The organism is Flavobacterium sp. GT3P67, assembly GCF_004349155.1.
Taxonomy (GTDB): Bacteria; Bacteroidota; Bacteroidia; order Flavobacteriales; family Flavobacteriaceae; genus Flavobacterium; species Flavobacterium ranwuense.
This window is the reverse complement of the sequence record NZ_SMLF01000004.1, coordinates 165,146-186,502: the sequence shown is the minus strand read 5'-3', so window position 1 is coordinate 186,502 and position 21,357 is coordinate 165,146. Positions and strand designations below refer to the sequence as shown.

At 33.6% G+C, this 21,357-nt stretch carries 16 protein-coding genes; 6 read left to right on the top strand and 10 right to left on the bottom strand.

The window, feature by feature from the left end:
* Nucleotides 1-103: 103 nt before the first annotated feature.
* The 3 genes from E0H99_RS08930 to E0H99_RS08920 all read right to left on the bottom strand — a co-directional run bounded on the left by E0H99_RS08930 (nucleotide 104) and on the right by E0H99_RS08920 (nucleotide 4,119).
* Entirely contained in the window at nucleotides 104-2,641 is a 2,538-nt protein-coding gene (locus tag E0H99_RS08930) for a carboxypeptidase-like regulatory domain-containing protein (RefSeq protein WP_131994034.1), read from the bottom strand.
* The gene (locus tag E0H99_RS08925) at nucleotides 2,628-3,542 is read right to left on the bottom strand and encodes a FecR family protein (RefSeq protein ID WP_131994031.1); all 915 of its coding nucleotides are present in this window, start codon (nucleotides 3,540-3,542) and stop codon (nucleotides 2,628-2,630) included. The genes E0H99_RS08930 and E0H99_RS08925 overlap by 14 nt, the downstream gene beginning before the upstream one ends.
* A gap of 61 nt (nucleotides 3,543-3,603) precedes the next feature.
* Nucleotides 3,604-4,119, bottom strand: a complete 516-nt coding sequence (locus E0H99_RS08920) for an RNA polymerase sigma factor (protein WP_131994028.1) — start codon at nucleotides 4,117-4,119, stop codon at nucleotides 3,604-3,606.
* Nucleotides 4,120-4,377: 258 nt separating this feature from the next.
* Between E0H99_RS08920 and E0H99_RS08915 the strand changes: the two genes are divergently transcribed.
* From E0H99_RS08915 to E0H99_RS08905, 3 genes are all read left to right on the top strand, one after another.
* Entirely contained in the window at nucleotides 4,378-5,421 is a 1,044-nt protein-coding gene (locus E0H99_RS08915; protein ID WP_131994025.1) for a hypothetical protein, read from the top strand.
* Nucleotides 5,422-5,511: 90 nt separating this feature from the next.
* Entirely contained in the window at nucleotides 5,512-6,288 is a 777-nt protein-coding gene (locus E0H99_RS08910) for a membrane metalloprotease (protein WP_131994022.1), read from the top strand.
* 35 nt (nucleotides 6,289-6,323) lie between these two features.
* On the top strand, nucleotides 6,324-6,905 hold the full coding sequence (locus tag E0H99_RS08905; RefSeq protein WP_131994020.1) for a porin family protein: 582 nt from the start codon (nucleotides 6,324-6,326) through the stop codon (nucleotides 6,903-6,905).
* Nucleotides 6,906-6,994: 89 nt separating this feature from the next.
* Here E0H99_RS08905 and E0H99_RS08900 read toward each other — a convergent pair whose 3' ends face one another.
* Both E0H99_RS08900 and E0H99_RS08895 read right to left on the bottom strand, forming a co-directional pair.
* A complete protein-coding gene (locus E0H99_RS08900) occupies nucleotides 6,995-7,891 on the bottom strand; it encodes a hypothetical protein (protein ID WP_165930284.1) in 897 nt (298 codons plus the stop codon).
* A 10-nt stretch (nucleotides 7,892-7,901) separates the two neighbouring features.
* On the bottom strand, nucleotides 7,902-8,321 hold the full coding sequence (locus E0H99_RS08895) for a DM13 domain-containing protein (protein WP_131994018.1): 420 nt from the start codon (nucleotides 8,319-8,321) through the stop codon (nucleotides 7,902-7,904).
* 174 nt (nucleotides 8,322-8,495) lie between these two features.
* On the opposite strand from E0H99_RS08895, the gene E0H99_RS08890 reads away from it, so the two are divergent.
* Nucleotides 8,496-9,983 carry an aminotransferase class V-fold PLP-dependent enzyme gene (locus E0H99_RS08890; protein WP_131994016.1) on the top strand — a complete coding sequence of 496 codons (1,488 nt, stop codon included), beginning with the start codon at nucleotides 8,496-8,498 and terminating at the stop codon, nucleotides 9,981-9,983.
* Between the two features lie 113 nt (nucleotides 9,984-10,096).
* Here the strand turns inward: E0H99_RS08890 and E0H99_RS08885 are convergent, their stop codons facing one another.
* A complete protein-coding gene (locus E0H99_RS08885) occupies nucleotides 10,097-10,966 on the bottom strand; it encodes a lysophospholipid acyltransferase family protein (RefSeq protein ID WP_131994013.1) in 870 nt (289 codons plus the stop codon).
* A 115-nt stretch (nucleotides 10,967-11,081) separates the two neighbouring features.
* Here E0H99_RS08885 and E0H99_RS08880 point away from each other — a divergent pair, with 115 nt between their 5' ends.
* Nucleotides 11,082-11,720 (top strand): rhomboid family intramembrane serine protease, encoded by a 639-nt coding sequence (locus tag E0H99_RS08880; RefSeq protein WP_131994010.1) that lies wholly within the window; start codon nucleotides 11,082-11,084, stop codon nucleotides 11,718-11,720.
* Nucleotides 11,721-11,770: 50 nt separating this feature from the next.
* A complete protein-coding gene (locus tag E0H99_RS08875) occupies nucleotides 11,771-12,460 on the top strand; it encodes an SIMPL domain-containing protein (protein WP_131994007.1) in 690 nt (229 codons plus the stop codon).
* A gap of 614 nt (nucleotides 12,461-13,074) precedes the next feature.
* Here the strand turns inward: E0H99_RS08875 and E0H99_RS08870 are convergent.
* The 4 genes from E0H99_RS08870 to E0H99_RS08855 all read right to left on the bottom strand — a co-directional run bounded on the left by E0H99_RS08870 (nucleotide 13,075) and on the right by E0H99_RS08855 (nucleotide 21,339).
* Entirely contained in the window at nucleotides 13,075-13,803 is a 729-nt protein-coding gene (locus E0H99_RS08870; RefSeq protein WP_131994004.1) for a superoxide dismutase, read from the bottom strand.
* A 17-nt stretch (nucleotides 13,804-13,820) separates the two neighbouring features.
* On the bottom strand, nucleotides 13,821-14,948 hold the full coding sequence (locus E0H99_RS08865; RefSeq protein ID WP_131994001.1) for an efflux RND transporter periplasmic adaptor subunit: 1,128 nt from the start codon (nucleotides 14,946-14,948) through the stop codon (nucleotides 13,821-13,823).
* A 102-nt stretch (nucleotides 14,949-15,050) separates the two neighbouring features.
* Nucleotides 15,051-16,895: a heavy metal translocating P-type ATPase gene (locus tag E0H99_RS08860; RefSeq protein WP_131993998.1), complete on the bottom strand. Its 1,845-nt coding sequence runs from the start codon at nucleotides 16,893-16,895 to the stop codon at nucleotides 15,051-15,053.
* 103 nt (nucleotides 16,896-16,998) lie between these two features.
* The gene (locus E0H99_RS08855; RefSeq protein ID WP_131993995.1) at nucleotides 16,999-21,339 is read right to left on the bottom strand and encodes a CusA/CzcA family heavy metal efflux RND transporter; all 4,341 of its coding nucleotides are present in this window, start codon (nucleotides 21,337-21,339) and stop codon (nucleotides 16,999-17,001) included.
* Between the last annotated feature and the right edge of the window lie 18 nt (nucleotides 21,340-21,357).

The window sequence follows — 21,357 nt, the reverse complement described above, 5'->3', positions numbered from 1 at the left end:
ATTTATCATAAAATTTATTGGAATAAATTTGAAATCAATTCTTGCCAATTTTGAGCTTGACAAAGGGTAAAATTATAAATTAGCTTAAAGGTTAAGGCAAATATTAAAAATTAACCCTAAAACTTATATTTGGTGTTAAGCCAAGCGATTTATTATCTACTTGAATAGCATCATTCGAGTCATTTGGATTGACTTTATAATAGCGATTGATAAGATTATCCTGATTAGTAGCGTTAATGACACCGGCAGTAAACGAAGCTTTAATAGATTGTGACAGGTTGAAATTGTAATTTAAAGAAGCGTCTAAACGCATGAAATCATCTAAGTTTTCATTGTTTGGAGAATCATAATTTACCATGGTATTATTTCCGTTTTGTACGGTTTCATTTCCCTCAATTGGTTTTGTATACGGCTGCCCATTTCTCCAAACACCGCCAACAGCTATTTTTAGATTTTTAAGAATATCGTAATAAAAACCAAGCGATACGGAATGCCTTATATCTACATTATTAGGAAAGGTTGAAGGTGTAAAAGTATCAAATTCATAGTCATTTGTACTGAAAGTATAGCTTACCCAAACGCTATATTGACGCGCTGTTTTATTGGCTAAAAATTCAAAACCTTTAGCAGTGTAACTTCCATTCGCGTTAGTAAACTGAAAGCTGTTATAGAAACCCTGATTGGAAGCTGTAATGCCGTCAACAATTTTATAAAAACCTGTAGCTTCTACATTTAGTTTGTTTTGATTGAATTCCACACCAAAAGAACCTTGTTTACTCGTTGCAATGGGAATGTCTTTATCGTTTACTAAAACCCAACGCCTTTTTTCGACACCTAAAAAATCATCCTCAAAATCCACTATTTGAGTAGTAGATTGGTTTTTGAATTCCCCTTCTAATTTTAAAGCAAATTGATCTGATAGTTTTTGTCGAATGTTTATTCTTGGCTCGACCAAAAACTTTTCGAATTTTTGAAAATAATTCAAACGCAATCCAACTCTCAAATACGTGTTGTTTTTATTGTATTCGATTTCAGAAAATAAGGCGTGATTCAATAAAACATCTTTTTTAGTGCTGGAGTAAAACGGAGCACTAACGGTGGTTTGGTTTAACATCCCCGTTTCGTTGAATTGGTAGCCAAACAAGAAATTTAAGTTGTCATTAGTTTTGTAATACGTATTGAGTTTAGCTCCAGTTTCCATCACTTCATTGGCTTCAGTTAAGCGCTGATCCGTTTCCACTCTGTAATCGGTAGCATCAATATTGTATCTGGAAAAGTAAGTGATGAAGTTTGAGCTTAATTTTGGATTCCATTGTGCTTTCCAACTTCCTCCGTACCCCATGTTTTTCTGGGATAAATTACTGGTTTTAGATTGGGTTTCATTTGAATTTGTAATGCGGCTTTCTGAATAATCCAATGCATTATTAATACCAATAATATTCGCTCTAAATTGATGTTTTTCATTTAAATCGAAAAGTAATTTAGCGGTATAATCATAAAAGTAAAAATCAGAAGACGTATTATTCTGGTCACTATCCGCATTGATTTCAGTGTCTTGAAAACTACGATCAAAGTATTTAGTGTACGTAGGAGATTTAAACAAATCGGTAATAGAACGACGTCCTGAAATATGAAGCTCTATTTTTTTAGTTATTGGAATTTCTAAAAAGGCATCGGCACTAATAGAGTTAATTCCTGCTCCACCAGAAAAGGCATTGGTGACCAGATCTTTCGTATACATATTGATAGTACTGGAAACGCCATCGCTGTGTTCAGCACTTGTTCCGTTTTTACTGACGATAACTTTATTGGTAAGATTAGGATTGTAAGCGGATATTAACCCGAAGAAATGACCGGAATGATACATTTTGATATTATCCCAAAGCACTAAATTCTGATCGTTAGTTCCACCACGTACGTTGATATTAGCAATGCTTTCATTGGTACTTTCCACACCGGGAAGCGCTTGAACAGATTGCAAAATGTCGGGTTCTATTAATCCGGGAAGAATCCCGAATTTTTTAGTATTTAAAACAGTGCTTCCATCTAGGTATTTCTGTAATCCGGGCGTTAAATAGACATTTATCAGAACCTGATTCAATTCTTCATTTTTTGTTGAAAGAACAATTTCCTTGCAATTATTTTGTGCAGAAAACAATTCGTTAGCAGAAAACTGTCTGGATTCAAAACCCAAATAAGAAACGGTCAACGTTGCAGTTATTGGAATATTTTGCAGGTTAAATGTGCCGTTTTTATCGGTTATTGTACTTCTTCCGATGTTATTTACAAGTACTGAAGCGCCAACCAAACGAGATTTTTTTTCATCAGAAAAAACAATGCCACAAACGGATATTGTTTTGTTTAGCACTGAAACAGTAACATATCGATTGTCTAGAGCTTTGAAATTTAAAAGCGTTTTCGAGTTTAGATAATCAATTGTTTCTTGTAATGTAAAAGAAGTATTTGGTTGCTCAATTGCAGTATTTGCAACATCTTCAACGGCATACGAAAACTTGATGTTGAATTGTTTTTCGAGGGAAATAATAACCTCACTTAAAGGTGTTTTTTTAGTTGTATTTTGTCCGTAACAAATACTGCCAATACAAAGTAACAGAGAAATCAGCCATTTATTTAACACCATAGTTGTAAAATATAATGTTTTTGCCTTCAATCCTGTAACTTAATTTAAGCGGAATTGTAACCGCTTGAAGCGCTATTCCTTTATCAGTATGTGTAAAAGTTCCGGTAAAGAGTTTTGAAGTGTCAACGCCTTCAACTTTAATTTTCATATCGTATTGACGCTCTAATTCTGCAATAACCTGATCTAAAGGAATTTTATTAAAGCTTGATTCTTGTTGAATCCACGAAGGGTTTTCGGCATTAAAATCTTCAACATTTTCGATAATGCCATTTATAACTCGGAATGTTTTTCCGGGAGGCAATTTAATGGTTTCGTTATTATACGTTACACTCACCAAACCTTCGTAACAATGAACCTCAAAATAGTTTTTGCGTTCTTTTACGTTAAATTGTGTCCCTAAAACGGTAACGACTCCCACAGTTGTGTTTACACTAAAAGTTTGGCCTTTCTGAACTTTGAAAAAAGCTTCTCCTTCTAAAGTTAAAGCTCTTTTATCAGCCCATTTTTTTTCGTTAAAACTTAATTTTGAAGCGGAGTTTAATATAACTTCAGAATTATCAGGAAGCGTAACTGCTTTTGTTTGCGCTATTTGAGTTTCAAAAGATGTAATGTTGTTAAAAAATAAGAAATAAGCTGAGGTTAACATAATAACTAGAACAGCAGCAACTCTATAGAATGCGTTAACATTTAAAGTTCTTACTTTTGTTTTCTTTTTAGAATGGTTTCTGGCTTTAAAAGCTTCTAAAGCAGCGTGGGCATCTACTTTTGGGGTTTCCAGTTGTGATGCATAATGAGTAATTTTTTCAAGTGTTTGCAAATCTTCAGATTGTTTTAAATCCTCAATTTCTTTGCTTGAAAGCTCATTATTTAACCATTCTAATATCTCTTTTTCGTTTTTCATTTTATATCTCTATGTTTATAAGACAACTAACTTTTAAATTACCCTACAGCTAAATGACTAATTAAATATTTTCTATTTGGGCTCTTAACAGTTGCAACGCTCCAGACATTCTTTTTTCTACGGTTTTTTGAGAAATATTGAGTAACTCAGCGATTTCCCTGTATTTTTTTCCATCTATTCGATTCAATAAAAATACTTCTCGCTGTGCTTCACTTAATGATGCGATTGCTTTGGTGAGTTTAAGTTTGAATTCTTCTTCTTCGAATAAATATTCGGGACTTTGATTATTTGTATCTAAGTTAGGCGCATCTTTGGCGTACCTCAATACTACTTTTTGATGTTTTATGTTATTTAGAAATAAATTATTAATGCTGGTAAACAAGTACGTTTTGACCTTACTAAAGTCAATTTTGGAACAATTCTCCCAAATTTTGGTAAACGCATCTTGTACCAAATCTAATGCAGCTTCATCATCACCACATTTGTAATACGCAAAATTATTTGCTGATTGCACGTGCTTTAAGTAAAAGTCTCTAAAGTGATTTTCGTCGCAAAGTGTACTGTTTTCGTCGCTCATTGAGTATTAATTCATTTTTTGTAGGTTGTAAATGTAAAATATTTTTTCAAAAAGCAGTTGAGTAAATTATAATTGCTTTTTTATGAAAAATAGTTTAAAATTTAATTTGTTGATTTGTAGTGTTTTATGGATTTATTTGTAAAATTTTATATTTTTTTTTAAATTTTGATAGGGTAAAAATAAGCGTAGTTGTCTTACTAATAGAAAGGCGCTAAAAACATCGCTTGTAAATATAAAAAAAACATTAAATTTGAAATTATGAAAAAGTTAAAAATTGTTACAGGAATTGCATTGATGGCTATCTTAAGTTTTACCTCATGCCAAAGTGAAGTAGATGAGGTAGAAGGAGAAAATCCAAATACCAATTCGGCTAATTCAACTACAACAAATAATCTAAAACGTACTTCGATGCACGATGGTTCATTTGATGATTTCTTGGATGGAGCATCATGTTCATCAATCATATTACCAATTACCGCTAAAGTAAATGGAGTTCAGGTTTCCATTGTTAGTCAATTGGATTACCAACAAGTTATTAGCATTTTGGGACAGTCTAATAATGACCAAGATTCAGTAATATTACAATTTCCTTTAAAAATTAAATCAAGTAATTATACAGAGGTTGCCGTTGCCAATCAAACGGAGTATAATGCTATTCTTAATGCGTGTACAGCAGCGGAAGCTTCTGGTCAAGATGCTATTTCTTCTGTAAATATCAGCTTCCCAATTACAATTTTTACGTATAATTTAAGTTTTCAACAAACAGGAAGTGTTGTCATCACATCCGAACAACAATTATATACGTATATGTCTAATGTAAGCAGCACAGAATTATTTTCGGTAAACTATCCGATTTCAGTGAAAATTGCGGATGGAACAAAAACAACTGTTTCAAGTGATGCTGAATTGCAAGCAGCTATTACTGCATCTTTAAAAACTGAAGCAACGATGGCAGAAGCAGTTCAAAATGGAAAAAAATTAGAAACGATTTTGGTGAACGGTAAGTTTAAAGTAGATTCTTATGTAAATGCAGGAGTTAATTCAGCAAACAACTATTCTGGGTATGCATTAGATTTCGCAAATAATTTATCGGTAACAGCCATGAATCAATTGAATACAACAGTAAATGGTACCTATGCGGTAAGCTCGGAATTAAATGTTTTTCTAAAACTAAATTTTTCAGGTAATGCTTCGTTTACTTTATTGAATAATACTTGGAAAGTAACAAGTTTTACTGCTTCGACAATCACATTGCAAAGTAAGACTGATGCTGCAGTAATATTAGTATTGAAACAAATATAGTTAGGATTTTGATTGGTTAGTTTTTTCAAAGAACAGCTACTAAACATATTGTAGCTGTTCTTTAATATAAACATATAATATAAAATAATAATGAAAAAAGTAATTACTCTACTCACTATAGGTTTGTTCCTATTAGTGATTTCTTGTTCAAAAGAAGATGATCCATTAGATAACTCAATTGCAGTAAATCCTAATACAAATAAACAGCAAACTGGAAGTTCTTCTAACGATTTATTATCAGATAAAAAGTTCAAGAGTATGGTTATTGAAGTGGTGTACGTGGCCGGTTTTGAGCCAAGCAGTACAACAATTAATAATTTTGTAAGCTTTCTTACTGCAAGAACATATAAGCCAAACGGTATTAGTGTTATAAAACGTTCTATACCATCACCAGGGAATTCACCTTACACAGATGCAGAGATTGTAAGTATTGAAGATGCTAACAGAACAAAATATAACACTTCTGATGTAATAGCGGTTTGGGCATTTTTTGCAGATGGGAAATCTTCAAAAGATACTGATACAGGGGTTATTTTAGGAACGGCTTACAGAAATACTTCTTTTGTTATTTTCGAACAAACTATTCAAGGTTTGAGCGATAGTCCAGTTGAACCCAGTAGAAGTTTGTTAGAAACAACAGTAATTACCCATGAATTTGGACATATATTAGGATTGACTAACCTTGGTACAGCCTTGCAAAGCAATCACGAAGATGCAGCGCATCCAAAACATTGTATTGAAAAAACCTGTTTAATGTATTGGTCATCCGAAACCGGAAGCGGTATTGGAAATATGGTTTCGGGTGGTTCAGCACCACAATTAGATGCGCAATGTATTGCAGATCTTCGTGCCAATGGAGGGAAATAGAATTTAATTTAAATAACTATAATAATATGAAACAAATGAAATCAAAATTTTTAGCAATAGCTTTATTTATTGGAATAGGCTCAACAATGAATGCTCAGGACAATGCTATTCCCAAATCGAATGGAGGAATAAAAGGAGGTTATAATTTAGCTGCAGTAAGTTTTGACGGAGATGGAGAAACAGAACAACGACACGGTTTTCATATAGGAGTTTATGGCGAGTCATTTATTAGCGAAAGCTTTTCTATACAACCTGAATTGATGTATTCTCAACAAGGATACGAAATAACAAATAGCAGTGGGACTTTTACGCAAAAATTAGATTACATAAACTTACCAATAATGCTTAAAGCATATCCTTCTCAAAATTTCTTTTTGGAAGCGGGTCCACAAATTGGATTAGCAGTTTCTCATAAAGAAGAATATGATGGACTTTTTAGTGGTTCACAAGAGTATGAGCCTAATAATTTTGATTGGGGAATAAACTTTGGAGGAGGGTTTAAAACCGATTCTGGTATTAGTTTAGGAGTGCGTTATCATTTAGGTTTAGGAGATTTATATGATGACGGCAAAGCACAAAACAGAGTGCTACAATTTTCATTAGGGTTTGATTTATAATCATAAATAGTTTTAAAAATAGAATGCCCAAGAAAATTTCTTGGGCATTTTTTTATGTATTTTCGAAAGTAAAAATTCTGATTTGTCTTTTAAAAAGACACTTTGTAAATTATTCCTGCGGTGAATTCCCGAGTTAATCCGTCAGGGCGAGCTTCTCGAACTACAAATGGTGTGGCTAAAGATAATTCGATGCTGTTTTGAGTATTAATAGCATAAGCGCCAATTATATTTCCGTTTATTGTCAATCCATCAGAGTCTTTTATCGTTTCTCTTTTTCCAAAAGCATTTTCAAAACTATCTTCTCCTAAATGATAAATAAATAATACATTGGGTTTGAAAGTAAATTTTTTATTAGAAGTTTGAAACGTATATGTAGTTCGAAACAATGCATCTGGTTTTCTTTCGAATAAATTAGTGGAAGGAAAATCATCCGTATTGGAGAACTCCTTGAAGTACGAATTTTTATTGTTATTGAAGACGGGAATTTGGACAGCCGTATTAAAATCCCATTTTTTATAATTAAGATTCAATCCTGCAATCAAATCAAAAGTTCCTAAACTGGATTGATAATCTAAAGGAAGTGAAAACTCATTTATTTTAAGATTTGAACTCGTAAAAGGTATTTTAAAACCCAAAAGTGAACTCCATTGCGTATTCGTTTTTGGTTTCCAATTGTAATTCCCTATAAAATATGCATCACCAAAAGCGCCTCGTTTACCAAAACTTCCACTTGCAACGGAATATGTGATTTTAGAACTTAGCGCAAATCGTTCGTTAATAGTTCTGGTATAGCTGATATAAGGTGAAAAATAAATGACATCAGCTTCGCCTGCACCAAAAATACTTCCTACTTCAATTCCGTTTTTTAATTCTTTATCTGTAATTTGAAAACCGGTTCCAATGGAACAAATTCCGGCATCGCTACAACCTTGTGCAAAGGAGTTAGAGAACATTCCAATAGCGATGATTAGCAGTAGTTTTTTCATAAATCAGGTTTTAATTTTGAGATAATTGCGCCACTGCAAAAAGATGACTATACTGTTGGCAGTGAATCAGTATATATTTATAAGCTGAAACATTAACCTGAGTTGGAATTGCATACACAGTGGAAGATGTTAAATTACCTAGATTCACAAAATCTGTAGGGGTTGCATTTTTTGACAGGTATACTTTCAAATCGGGACCGCTGGAAACACTAAAACCGTCCAATCGCACTTCATTTTGATTTCCATTCAAATAAATTTTAGCAGAACCGGTAACTTTGATTCCTGAGGTTGGCATAAAATTACCGGTAGCTACAGGAGAATTGTTTTCAGGAATTGGTATGCTTAACTCAGCATCACGGGTCAAATCGCCTTCTACTTCACAAGAAAGTAAAAGCAAGCAAAGCGGTAGTGTAAAAACAATTTTTTTCATAGTGAAAATGTTTTTTAATTCGTTAATCAAATATAAAACGAAACAAAATCAGAGTTTGTCAGCTACTTTACATTTGGACCATGTTTATAAATTTATTTAAAAATCAGTATTAACTAAATTTGAAAAAGACTATTTAGTAAAAATCAATATCTTTGAACTCAAATTAAACATACAATGATTACCAAAGAAGCGTCAACACAATTAGAGCAATACTTTCAACAGTTTCGCGATAACATAATCGGAATAAATCAAGAGTTTGAATCTCCTTATGGGCGAAAACAAATTATTTATACGGATTGGACGGCGAGTGGTCGTTTGTATCGTCCTATTGAAGAAAAATTAATGAATCAATTTGGTCCTTTTGTGGCCAATACGCATACAGAAACTACGGTTTCGGGAACTGCGATGACTAAAGCATATCATCAAGCGCGTCATATTATTAAACATCACGTGAATGCAAGTGCTGACGATGTTTTGATTACTGATGGAACAGGAATGACAGGTGTTGTCAATAAATTCCAACGAATCTTGGGCTTAAAAGTACCCGAAAACTTAAAAAATTTCATCACTATTCCAGCCGAAAAGAAACCAATTGTTTTTATTTCGCACATGGAACATCATTCGAATCAAACGTCTTGGCTAGAAACCATTGCTGATGTTGAAGTTATTCCTTCTTCAGAAGATGGATTGTTCAGTATAGAAAATCTTGAGCTTTTATTAGAAAAATATAAAGAGCGACCTTTTAAAATAGCTTCAATCACATCGTGCTCGAATGTTACGGGAATCAGAACTCCGTATCATGAAGTGGCAAAAATAATGCATCAAAATAACGGACTTTGTTTCGTGGATTTTGCTTGTTCAGGACCTTATGTGAAAATCGACATGCATCCTGAAGAGGCTGAAAGTTATTTGGACGCGATTTTCTTTTCACCTCATAAATTCCTTGGCGGACCTGGAACTTGTGGTGTTTTGGTTTTTAATAAAAAATTATATCAAAATTTAGTTCCTGATAATCCGGGTGGAGGAACGGTAAGTTGGACGAATCCTTGGGGAGAACACAAATACATCGATAATATCGAAGATAGGGAAGATGGTGGTACTCCGGGGTTTCTTCAGGTAATAAAAACCGCATTGGCTGTTCAGTTGAAAGAGCAAATGGGGATTGAAAATATCTTAAAAAGAGAGCACGAAATAGTAGATTATATTTTCTTAGAATTAGGAAATATTTCCAATATTAAAATCCTTGCAGGACAGCATCATGATAGGTTAGGGGTGATTTCTTTCTTTGTGGAAGATTTGCATTTTAACTTGGGCGTGAAATTACTGAATGATAAATTCGGAATTCAAACTCGTGGCGGTTGCAGTTGTGCCGGAACGTATGGTCACTTTTTATTGCACGTAGACCAGGAAACGTCCCATAAATTAATAGACGAAATTACTCTTGGAGATTTAATCAGAAAACCGGGCTGGATTAGAATGTCTATTCATCCTACAACTACAAATGCCGAAATTGAATTTGTTTGTAACGGAATAAAAGCATTGGCTGAAAATCATAAAACTTGGGCTTTGGATTATGATTATAATCCTGCTACCAATGAGTTTATAAATAAGAATGCACAACCGTTAGAAGATGAATTGGTAAAAAACTGGTTTTCTTTGTAAGATTCAAAGGTTCAAAGATTGAAAAAATCACCTATTCAAAAACTATACGGTTTTTGAATAGGTGATTTTTTATTTAACTGACCAGTGAGGCTGATTACTGAACACTCTAACCTCTAACGGCGGTGTTTCCATCTTTTATGCGTCCAGAAATAATATTCAGGAGCTTCCAGAATTTGTTTTTCTACTTCTCGTAAAAAGGTGTTGGTAATCTCAAAATCAGGAATCGATCTGGGATTATCTGTAATGGGTACAAAAGTAGCTTTGTAAAAACCTCTTTTTACTTTTTTTACTTTTACAAAAAGAACATTCAAATCGTATTTTTTGGCAAGCATTTCGGCACCGGTATGAACAGGAACTTCTACGCCCATAAATTTATCCCAATGAAAGGCTCTATTTAATTTTGGAGATTGATCACTGGCAAGCCCATACATGCTAAGAATCTCATTTTTTTGGTTTTCGGCCATCAATGGAATCGCTTTTTTAGTTTCCACTAGTTCAGCATTGTATTTGGATCGAATGTCTCGTATTAGTTTATCAAAGTATTTATTGGTAATTTTTTTATAAACGCCTATTCCTTTAAATTTTGTTTTGGCGTTAATAGACAATAACCATTCCCAACTCGCATAATGTGATGCCAATAAAACAGTGCTTTTTCCTTTGTTTTCGAATTCTTTTACCAATTCGATATTGGTGACTACGAATCTTCTGTTCATTTCAGCAGATGAAATTGTCATGGTTTTTATCATTTCCAAAAACATATCACACAAGTGGTGGTACGATTTTTTTTCAATGACAAGACGCTCTTCTGCGCTAAGATGCGGTAAAGCCAGTGCCAAATTATATTTAACCGTTTTTTTGCGGTAGCCAATAATATAATAAACAATTAAATAGATGAAATCAGAAAACCAATAGAAAACCCTAAATGGAAGAATGGAAATAATCCATAAAAGCGGAAAGGTTAAGATAAAAACAAGAAATTGCATGCCGTTATTTTTCTTGCAAATATAAGTCAAAAATGTAGATTGATATTAATTTTGACGGCTTACTGTATCGGTATTTTAGAATGACTATCTTTACAATTCACAATAAACACACTTTATGAATACCGTTTTAATAGCAATAATTGTAGTAAATGTTTTAATTAGTTACAAGGGGTTTAACGACCTTTCTTTTTTTAGAAAATATGAATTTCATGTTGGGAGTATTCGTACAGGAGAACAAATTAGAATGTTATCGTCTGGTTTTCTTCATGCTGACATGACTCATTTGATTTTTAATATGTTGACGCTTTGGTTTTTTGCTCCGGTAGTCATTAGTTATTTAGGTGCTTTTTCTTTTGGATTGATTTATTTTGGAAGTTTAATTTTTGGAAGTTTACTGACGATGGTTTTCCATAAAAATGATTATGGGTATAGAGCTGTAGGTGCATCTGGAGCGGTAACCGGAGTTTTATACTCAGCAATATTATTACAGCCGGATATGATGTTGGGAATCTTTTTTATTATCCCAATGCCTGCTTATATTTTTGGAATCCTTTATTTATTGTATTCTATTTACGGTATGAAGGCAAAGAATGATAATATAGGACATACGGCTCATTTTGGAGGCGCTGTAGGTGGTTATTTGATTACATTGCTCAAAGAGCCTACTTTATTAGTAGATCATACTTTAATGGTGATATTATTGGCTATTCCAATAGTTATTCTTTTTGTGATGGAAAAAATGGGAAAACTATAATGGCACAACTTTTGAAAAGAAATTAGTACAAACAATTAAATTATATAAAAATGAAAAAAGCACTATTAATTCTGTCGGTTCTATTTATTTCGATGTCTTATGGACAAGAAGTTAAGCAAGTTCCTCAAGTAAATGTAAGTGGAGAAGGAAAAGTAAAAGTTATCCCGGATCAAGCCACTGTAGCGGTAACTGTTGAAACAAAAGGGAATAATGCCAAAGAGGTAAAAAAGCAAAATGATGAAAAGATAGAGGCAGTTTTAAAGTTTATTAAAAAAATGAACTTGGCGCCGACAGATTATAAAACGCAACGTGTTTCATTGAATCCACAATACGATTATGAAAAAAAGAAACACAGTTATAATGCTACTCAAACAATAGAAATTCTATTGAGAGATTTATTAAAGTATGATGAATTGATGGAAGGTTTGGTAGACCAAGGAATTAATAGAATTGACAATGTTACTTTTCAATCTTCAAAGTTGGCACAATATCAATCAGAAGCTAGAAAATTAGCAATGAAAGAGGCTAAATTGAAAGCAGAGGATTATGTTTCTGTTTTAGGACAAAAAGTTGGGCGTGCCATGACAATATCTGATAATTCACAAACCTATTATCCGCAGCCAATGTATGCAGCAATGAAAACAATGGAAATGAGTGATGCTAGTGCGCCAAGAGAAACTCTGGCGGTAGGAGAAATCAATATTACAGCTAATGTAACAGTGAGTTTTATTTTAGAATAAAGAAGCTAAAAATTATAGTTAAATAATCCCATCTCAGATAAAAATGAGATGGGATTATTTTTTGAATCAACTACAATACTAAATGTGATGAAAGTATCAATTAGGATAAATAAAAAAACGCTACAATTGCTTGAAGCGTTTTTGTGGGGAGAGCAGGATTCGAACCAATAAGCTGGAACCCGCGCCTATGCTGCATTTTCAACTACTTAAAAACCGATGTGCCACGATTTTGCCACAAAACTCTACATGACAATTTTTAAGCCATTTTTTAAGTAAATTATTGAATTAACTTGTTCAAATTGAATGATGTAATTCATGTTTTGAAAATCAAAATTAAGTAATTTTATGATAGTCCAAAAAGTTTATTTAATATTTTTGCAGTTTAACGCTAATTTAATATTTTTTACTAATAGTGTCCTAAACGTTTTCTTGAACCAATTGTAATAATTTAAATACAGAAAAATGCATTGCTTTTTGATGAAAATGAGTATCGAACCCCAAGAATAAATGTGATTGAAAATAATATTTATTTTGATTAACAACGATTTAATGAATAAAAGAACCGAACAAATGAGTCATTTTCTCATTTGTCCTGATATCCTAATTTCAAAATTTTATAATGTCAATTTTAACGCATCATTCAATCGTAATGCTACATTATCCCAATTAATAATATTAAACAAAGCATCCACGAAATCGGTTCGTTTATTTTTGTATTTTAAATGATAGGCGTGTTCCCAAACATCAATAACCAATAAAGGAATGGCACCCCATTGTGTTAGTTTTTCATGGTTTTCGCATTGTAAAATCACCAAACTATTGCTGTATGGCTGATATGCCAAAATTCCCCAACCATTGCCATCTACATTTTTTGCGGTAGCAGCAATTAAGATTTTAAGTTTATCGAAACTCCCAAAATTTTTCTCTATTCGCTTTAGCAACTCGCCTTGTGGTGCTGTTTTTTTATTAGTTAGGTTTGTCCAAAATATGGAATGCAAGATATGTGATGAAAAATGATAGGATAATTTCTTCGTCCAGAAATCTACAGTTTCCAAATTATTATCGTCCAACGCTTTTTTTATCATTTGCAAATCCTTGTTCGCTCCTTTTACTGCTCCACCGTGATGAAAAGTATAATGTAGATGTAAGGTTTCAGCATCCATATAGGGTTCTAAAAAACTTTCGCTATAGGGTAAGGTCTGTTGAATATAATTACCATTGACATCTACTAATTTATCAATTGAATTGTCAGCTAAATTTTTGGAAAACGCATTTGTAGTGGGAAACACTAATGCAGCTGCGCCAAACAATGTACTTGATTTTAAAAACTCTTTTCTGTCCATACTGTAAATTTACGTTTTTATTCTTCTACATTTTTCATTTTCATCAAAAGTGAATAAGCACCTTTAATCACAATAGTCGCCTCATTCAAATCGTCTGAAAGAATTTCTGTAAACCCATTTTCAGCTGTTCCAATTCTAATTTCTTTCATTTCAAATTGTTTGTTTTGTTTGGCAACAAAAATATAATTCTTGTTTTCATAATTCACTATAGCATCAGATGGCAATACATTTGATTGCTGACTTTTTAATTCTATTTCGGCATTCATATACATTCCTGGTAAAAGTGCTTTGTCGTAAGTTGTAAAATGGCAATGCATTTCAGTGCTTCTGTTTTCGGAAAAATCCTTACCGATTAAAATAATTTTGCCAAGATATTTTTTTTCAGGATTGGTATTTGTATAGGATATAACTGATTGGCCAATAGTCAATTTATTGATGTCTTTTTCAAAAACGGTCAATGCCAAATGAATATCCGAAGGATTAACAATCTCGAATAAAATATCGCTTGGGTTTACATACTTGCCAATATTTACATTGACTTTAGAAATATAACCGCTTATTGGCGAATAAATATTGATGCTTTTTGAAATGTTCTTTGTAGAAACATTACTTGGATTTATCCCTGCGAATTTTAATTTCTCGCCATACGATTGTACCATTACCGATAGTGAGTTGTATTCTGATTGTGCTTGTTGATATACTTTATCGCTGCTAGCTTTGCTTCGGTTGAGTTCTTTTTGTCTTTCGAATTCGGCTTTTGCGTACCCTATTTTTGCTTTCGCCAAAAGGTAATCTTCTTGTAGTTGAATGTATTGCTGGTCTTCTACAACGCACAATACTTGTCCTTTGGTTACATACATTCCCTCTAAAAGTTTGGTGTATTTTAAATAACCACCCATCGGCACACTTATGGAAACTAAATTTTGAGGCGGTACATCTATTTTTCCATTTAATTTTAAGGTAGATGAAATTTCTTTTTGCTCTATTTTCCCCGTTTCAATACCTGCATTTTTTATTTGTGCATCGGTAAGTGTTGTCGTGTTTTCGATAGTTGGAGTGGCTTCTGTTTGGCTTTCAGTTTTCTTGTCTCCACATGAAGAAAGGAATACTATTGCCATTATTGTAACTATTGTGTTTTTACTCATGATTGTATTTTTATTTTGGTGTTTGTGAATCTGCGATTTCATTTTATTTTGAATAGTAAGATAGTGTTTGTTATTTAAAATTTCATTGCCCTTGCTAATCGGTTAGGCATCAATCTTAACGCGAAGGAGTTTTACGGAATTAATAAAAACTAAAGTGTCAGGAAGCAAATGAATAGCAGCTGCTTCAATTGGTCCAATTATTTTAAGCAAGACAAGGGTAATTCCAATCACATGAACAACGCCAACTCCCACAAAAATATTTTCACGAATGGTTCGATAGGCTCTTTTACTAATAGCACGAGCCTTTGCGATTTTTTCCAACTTATCCTGCATCAGAACGATGTCGGCTGCTTCCATTGCTGCTTCGGTTCCCATAGCACCCATTGCTATGCCTATATTTGCCTGAACTAAAGCTGGCGCATCATTAATCCCATCACCGACCATTGCTACTTTTGAACCTTCTTTTTGCAATTCTTTTATAATATTGATTTTGTCTTCGGGCAATAAATTTGCTCTGTAATCGCTAATTCCTATCTGATTGGCAACGTGCTTGGCAGTTTCAGGATTATCACCGGTAAGCATAATTATGTTTTCAATTCCACTTTTTCTTAAACCTTCAATCATTTCTTTTGCACCTTCGCGTATCGCATCGGATATATAAAAGATACACGCCAATTTATTGTCAACTGAAAGATAAATAGCAGTATCGGTACTATTTTCTGAGGATTTCGACACCGGTACTTTACTTTCTTCCATAAAGAGCTTGTTCCCTAATAAAACCGATTTGCCATCTATTTTTGTGGAAACACCCCGTCCTTTTACCACCTCGAAATTTTCAGGCTCGCCATAGGTAAGTTTTAATTGATCCGCATAGCTTAAGATTGCTTTTGCTAATGGATGGCTGGAACGACGGTCAACATTAGCAGCAAATTGAACCAATTGGTTTTCATTATAAGCAGGATCTATTATTTCAACGGTATTCACAATAGGACTTCCAACGGTTAATGTCCCTGTTTTATCAAAAACAATGGTAGTTACTTTAGCAAGCTCTTCTAAAAACAAACCTCCTTTTATCAAAATACCTTCTCTCGCTGCACGAGCAATTGCCGCAATGGTCACAAGCGGTGTTGCCAAACCTAATTCGGCAGGGGAAGTAAAAATCAGCAATGCAATCACCAGTTTGACATCACGGGTAAAAAAGTAAACAGTACCAACAAAAATAAATACCACCGGAATAAGCCATGAAGCCACTTTATCTGTGAATTTTTCAATAGGTGCTTGCTGGCTTTCTGCCTCTTCCACCAAGGCTATAATACGCGAAAAAACGGTGTCTAATCCTGCTTTAGTCATTTCTATATCTAGCGCACCTAATTCCAGTATGGTTCCGGCAAATGCTTCACTTCCCGCTGTTTTTTCTTGAGGTACGCTTTCGCCGGTTATTGGTGCCTGATTCACAGAACCTGATCCGCCAATCACTTTGCCATCAACAGGGATTTTTTCTCCAGCTTTTACCAGAACAATATCACCGATTTTTAAACCGGTTATTTGCACTACGGATTCCTGATTGTCTTTTTTTACTATTGCCGTTTTAGGCACGGAACCAATCAACTCTTTTATAGATGCTCTCGCTTTTTCAGTGCTCGCACTTGCAATATATTCTGCAATGAGGATGATCATAAGCACGACAGCACCAGCCAAATATTCTTTGCCAAGAACTGAAATTATGACCGCTATGGTTATAAACAATTCGGTACCTATTTTTCTTTCTTTTATGATATCCAGTACCGCAGTTTTTACTAACGAATAAAGACCGAAAGCCATTGCGGCTATCAAAATGGGTAATAGAATAACATCGAAATAAAATAATAAACAGGCTATTCCCACTGTTATGATCCGTACAATTTCCCAAAGGAACTGTCGCGAAAAAAAGGTTTGTGTATAATTCATATGTTGATATTTATTGTTTTTTATCGGTCATATGTAATTCGCATATCATCATTGGCGCTTGCGACCCCAATTACGGTCATGCTCATTTCATAATTAAACTATTTTAATTAGTTAATGCATTGATTTCTATTATACTTATATTCAATTTTCTAACCGCTTCAATATAATCACTTTGAATTCCTGTGCTTTGATTAATAAGCATTACCCATTCCAGATAATTGATGTCACCATTGATAAATTTATCATTAGCAGCTTTGGTTACCAAATCAACATTTTTCAAGGCTTGACTTTCAAAATAGGCAATAGTTTCTTTGTGTTTTTTATATTCTTGGACTAATTCCTGATTCTTGCTTTCCAGTTTTAGTTTTTCATTATTTAAATTATTTTCGGCAATTTGGGTGTTTATCTCTAATGCTTTTTTCTTATTATTTATTGCCGCATTGAATAACGGAATTGCCACTCCAAATTGTCCGTAAACACCATTATAACTGTTTTGAAACTCCGCATTTGTTTTGAAAGTCTGGTAATAAACACCACCAATTAATTCGGGCAATTTTTTAGATTTTTCAAGTGAAATTTCAGCTTTGCTACTATTTACTTCTTGCTCAAATAATTTTATACTGGGTTGATTGCCAATAGCATTTTTATCTAAATTTTCGGTAAAATCCATTTTGAATTTATCTGAAACTGGGACAAAGTCTTTATCAGTATTAAGTAAATACTTTAATTGCGATTGTATTATTTTATAATCACTTTGTAATTCCAGAAGTTGAATTTTTATTTGTCCAGATTGGTTTTCAGCGGTTGCTTTTTCTAATATATTACTTTCGCCTTTGTCAAAACGAAGCGCTGTTTTCCTTAAAAATTCGGAATAAATACTATCACTTTTTAACAACAACTTTTCCTTTTCTTTTAGATACATCATTTCGTAAAACACGATTGTTACCTGTCTAGTCAATTCCTTTCTTTGCAAAGCTTCGTTCCATTGTCCTTTTTTGGCTTCTTCTATTAAAAGTTGTTTCTGCCTTTTGTAAACGGTTGGGAATTTTATGCTTTGCGAAATACCAATTTTCACATCATTTGCATTGCTGTTAAACTGACCGAATTCCCCAATAATTCCCGTGTTGGAAATATCATAGCCTGTTTTGGTCATTTTTTGCAAGTACTCTGAATTTAGTTTTTCGTTTTTAATTTTTATATTGTTTGAAAGAGCCGTTTCAATCGCTTTATCAATTGAAATTATTTCCTGAGCATCAGTACTTTGAAAAGAAAAAAACAGTCCCAATACCATGATTGTTGTAATTGATTTTATCTTTTTTGGTTTTAAATTAATTCCTTTTTCAAACATGATATATAAAATTGGTAAAACAAATAATGTTAAGAACGTTGCAATCAACAGACCTCCAATTACCACAGTTGCCAAAGGTTTTTGTACTTCTGCACCAGAACCATTGCTTAATGCCATGGGTAAAAAGCCTAATGATGCTACAAATGCAGTCATTAAAACTGGTCGTAAACGTATTTTGGTACCTTGTAAAACAATCGCTTTTAAATTGGTTTCACCCGATTTTCGTATGCTATTGAATTCTGCAATCAATACTAAACCATTCAGAACCGCTACACCAAATAAAGCAATAAAACCAACTCCGGCACTAATGCTAAACGGCATTCCCCGCATCGCTAAAAAGAAAATACCTCCAATTGCAGAAAGCGGGATTGCGGAATAAATCAATAATCCTTGTTTTACGGAATTGAATGCGAAATAGAGCAAAATAAATATTAATAGTAATGAAACTGGAACAGCAATCATCAAACGATTTTTGGCTTCGTTTAAGTTTTCAAAAGCACCGCCATACGTAGGATAGTAGCCCGCAGGAAATTTTATTTGAGCTTCGACTTTACCTTGTAATTCTTTTACGATGCTTTGCACATCACGACCTCGAACATTAAAACCAACTACAATTCTACGTTTGGCATCTTCTCTTTGTATTTGATTCGGGCCTTCAGTAATTTCAACTTTGGCCAATTGAGATAGAGGAATTTGCGAACCAGTGGACGTTGGTATTAGTAAATTTTGAACATCCACCAAATCCTGACGTTTTTCGCCTGTTAAACGAACAACTAAATCAAATCGTTTTTCACCTTCGTAAACAACCCCAGTGCTTTGTCCTGCAAATGCGGTGTTTACAATTCGATTGATATCCTGAATGTTCAAACCGTATTGTGCAATGGAAGCTCTGTTGTAGTCAATTACTACTTGAGGCATTCCAGTAACGGTTTCTACATATAGGTCTGAAGTTCCTTCTACTGTATTTACAATTTTACCTAATTTATTGGCGTACAAAGCCAGTGTGTCTAAATTTTCTCCAAATATTTTACAGACTACATCTTGTCTTGCTCCTGTCATCAATTCATTAAAACGCATTTGTACCGGATATTGAAAACCATAAGAAACACCTGGAACGGCTTCCAATTCCTTTGCCATTTTTTCTGATAATTCATCAAAAGTTTTGGCAGAAGTCCATTCGCTTTTGTCCTTTAAAATAATCATCATATCACTGGCATCAATGGGCATTGGATCAGTTGGCACTTCGCTACTTCCTGTTTTGCCTACTATTTTTTCCACTTCCGGAAATTTTTCTATTAGTATTTTTGCGCCTTGTGAAATTGCAGTCATTGAAGTTTGCAAATTACTTCCCGGCAAAACCCTTGTTTCTACAGCAAAATCTCCTTCTTCTAACGAGGGCATAAATTCGCCACCCATGAACGAAAGTGTAATCAGCGCTAAAACAAATAATCCCAAAGTTGCACCGATAATTGTTCTTGGAATTCCTAATGCTTTGTTCAGAAGAGGTTGGTAGAAATTTTCTAATTTTTCCATCATTCTATCTGAAAAAGTTTTTTTGTGAGATATATTTTTATTCAAAAATAAAGCGGTCATCATCGGAACATAAGTCAGCGACAATATAAAAGCACCAAATAATGCAAATGCAATGGTTTGTGCCATTGGTAAAAACATTTTCCCTTCAATACCCCGCAAAGTAAAAATGGGAATGTACACGATTAATATAATCAACTCTCCAAATACGGAAACATTACGCATTTTTATTGACGTATTTAATACGGTGCTGTCCATTTCTTGCTGTGATATTTTAGACGTTTTCCTGCTGTGTAAACTAAACAAACACGCTTCAACAATAATAACTGCCCCATCCACAATTAATCCAAAATCTAGTGCCCCTAGACTCATTAAATTACCGCTCACCCCAAAAATATTCATCAGTATGACCGCTATCAGCATCGCCAATGGAATAACTGATGCTACGATTAAGCCTGCTCTTATATTTCCTAAAAATAAAATAAGAACAAAAAGTACAATTAATGCTCCTTCCAATAAGTTTTTTTCCACTGTTGAAATGGAATTATTGACCATTTTGGTTCGGTCTAGAAAAGGCTCCAGAATAACGCCTTCGGGTAATGTTTTTTCGATTTGTGCAATACGATCCTTAATGTTTTTAATAACCACATTACTATTGGCTCCTTTTAACATCATTACTACTGCACCCGAAACTTCACCAGATTGAACTCCTTTTTTATTAAAAGTCATTGCTCCGTAACGGATAGCACTTCCAATTCGTACATCAGCTACATCACGAATAAATAAAGGACTTCCGCTACTGGTATTTTTAATAGAAATATCTTTAATATTTTCGATAGTATTAATTAACCCTTCACTTCTGATGTACAAAACTTTAGGTCCTTTTTCGATATAAGCACCACCTGTATTTTGATTGTTTTTTTCTAAAGCAGTAAAAACATCAGTAATAGTAATATTAAAGGATTGCAATTTATTTGGGTCAACGGCAATTTCAAATTGTTTCAATTTTCCACCGAAACTACTTACTTCTGCAACACCTTCAACTCCTAATAATTGACGGCGAACAATCCAATCCTGAATGGTTCTCAACTCGGTTACATCGTATTTTTTTTCGTAACCGGGTTTGGTTCGAACAGCATATTGATAAATTTCGCCTAGTCCTGTTGTTACCGGTGCAAGAACTGGATCTCCAATACCTTTGGGAATTTGGTCTTTAACAGCGCTTAATCGTTCTGTTACTTGTTGTCTTGCCCAGTAAACATCCGTTGCATCTTTAAAAACAATGGTAACCACTGATAAGCCAAAACGAGAGAAACTACGAATTTCTTTCAATCCAGGAATATTACTATTCGCTTGTTCAATTGGAAAAGTAATCAGTCGTTCAATATCGGTTGCACCCAATGATGGTGCTGAAGTGATTACCTGAACTTGATTATCTGTAATATCAGGAACCGCATCGATTGGTAATTTGGTAAATTGATAACTCCCATATCCGATGAGCGCAAAAATAAATAGTCCAATAATGAGTTTGTTTTTGATTGAAAACTCAATAATTTTATTTAGCATAATTAGTAAGATTAATGG

Bases quoted from the DNA above. Each gene is read 5' to 3' on its own strand.
- E0H99_RS08930 (WP_131994034.1), bottom strand. From the start codon at position 2,641: ATGGTGTTAAATAAATGGCTGATTTCTCTGTTACTTTGTATTGGCAGT.
- E0H99_RS08925 (WP_131994031.1), bottom strand. From the start codon at position 3,542: ATGAAAAACGAAAAAGAGATATTAGAATGGTTAAATAATGAGCTTTCA.
- E0H99_RS08920 (WP_131994028.1), bottom strand. From the start codon at position 4,119: ATGAGCGACGAAAACAGTACACTTTGCGACGAAAATCACTTTAGAGAC.
- E0H99_RS08915 (WP_131994025.1), top strand. From the start codon at position 4,378: ATGAAAAAGTTAAAAATTGTTACAGGAATTGCATTGATGGCTATCTTA.
- E0H99_RS08910 (WP_131994022.1), top strand. From the start codon at position 5,512: ATGAAAAAAGTAATTACTCTACTCACTATAGGTTTGTTCCTATTAGTG.
- E0H99_RS08905 (WP_131994020.1), top strand. From the start codon at position 6,324: ATGAAATCAAAATTTTTAGCAATAGCTTTATTTATTGGAATAGGCTCA.
- E0H99_RS08900 (WP_165930284.1), bottom strand. From the start codon at position 7,891: ATGAAAAAACTACTGCTAATCATCGCTATTGGAATGTTCTCTAACTCC.
- E0H99_RS08895 (WP_131994018.1), bottom strand. From the start codon at position 8,321: ATGAAAAAAATTGTTTTTACACTACCGCTTTGCTTGCTTTTACTTTCT.
- E0H99_RS08890 (WP_131994016.1), top strand. From the start codon at position 8,496: ATGATTACCAAAGAAGCGTCAACACAATTAGAGCAATACTTTCAACAG.
- E0H99_RS08885 (WP_131994013.1), bottom strand. From the start codon at position 10,966: ATGCAATTTCTTGTTTTTATCTTAACCTTTCCGCTTTTATGGATTATT.
- E0H99_RS08880 (WP_131994010.1), top strand. From the start codon at position 11,082: ATGAATACCGTTTTAATAGCAATAATTGTAGTAAATGTTTTAATTAGT.
- E0H99_RS08875 (WP_131994007.1), top strand. From the start codon at position 11,771: ATGAAAAAAGCACTATTAATTCTGTCGGTTCTATTTATTTCGATGTCT.
- E0H99_RS08870 (WP_131994004.1), bottom strand. From the start codon at position 13,803: ATGGACAGAAAAGAGTTTTTAAAATCAAGTACATTGTTTGGCGCAGCT.
- E0H99_RS08865 (WP_131994001.1), bottom strand. From the start codon at position 14,948: ATGAGTAAAAACACAATAGTTACAATAATGGCAATAGTATTCCTTTCT.
- E0H99_RS08860 (WP_131993998.1), bottom strand. From the start codon at position 16,895: ATGAATTATACACAAACCTTTTTTTCGCGACAGTTCCTTTGGGAAATT.
- E0H99_RS08855 (WP_131993995.1), bottom strand. From the start codon at position 21,339: ATGCTAAATAAAATTATTGAGTTTTCAATCAAAAACAAACTCATTATT.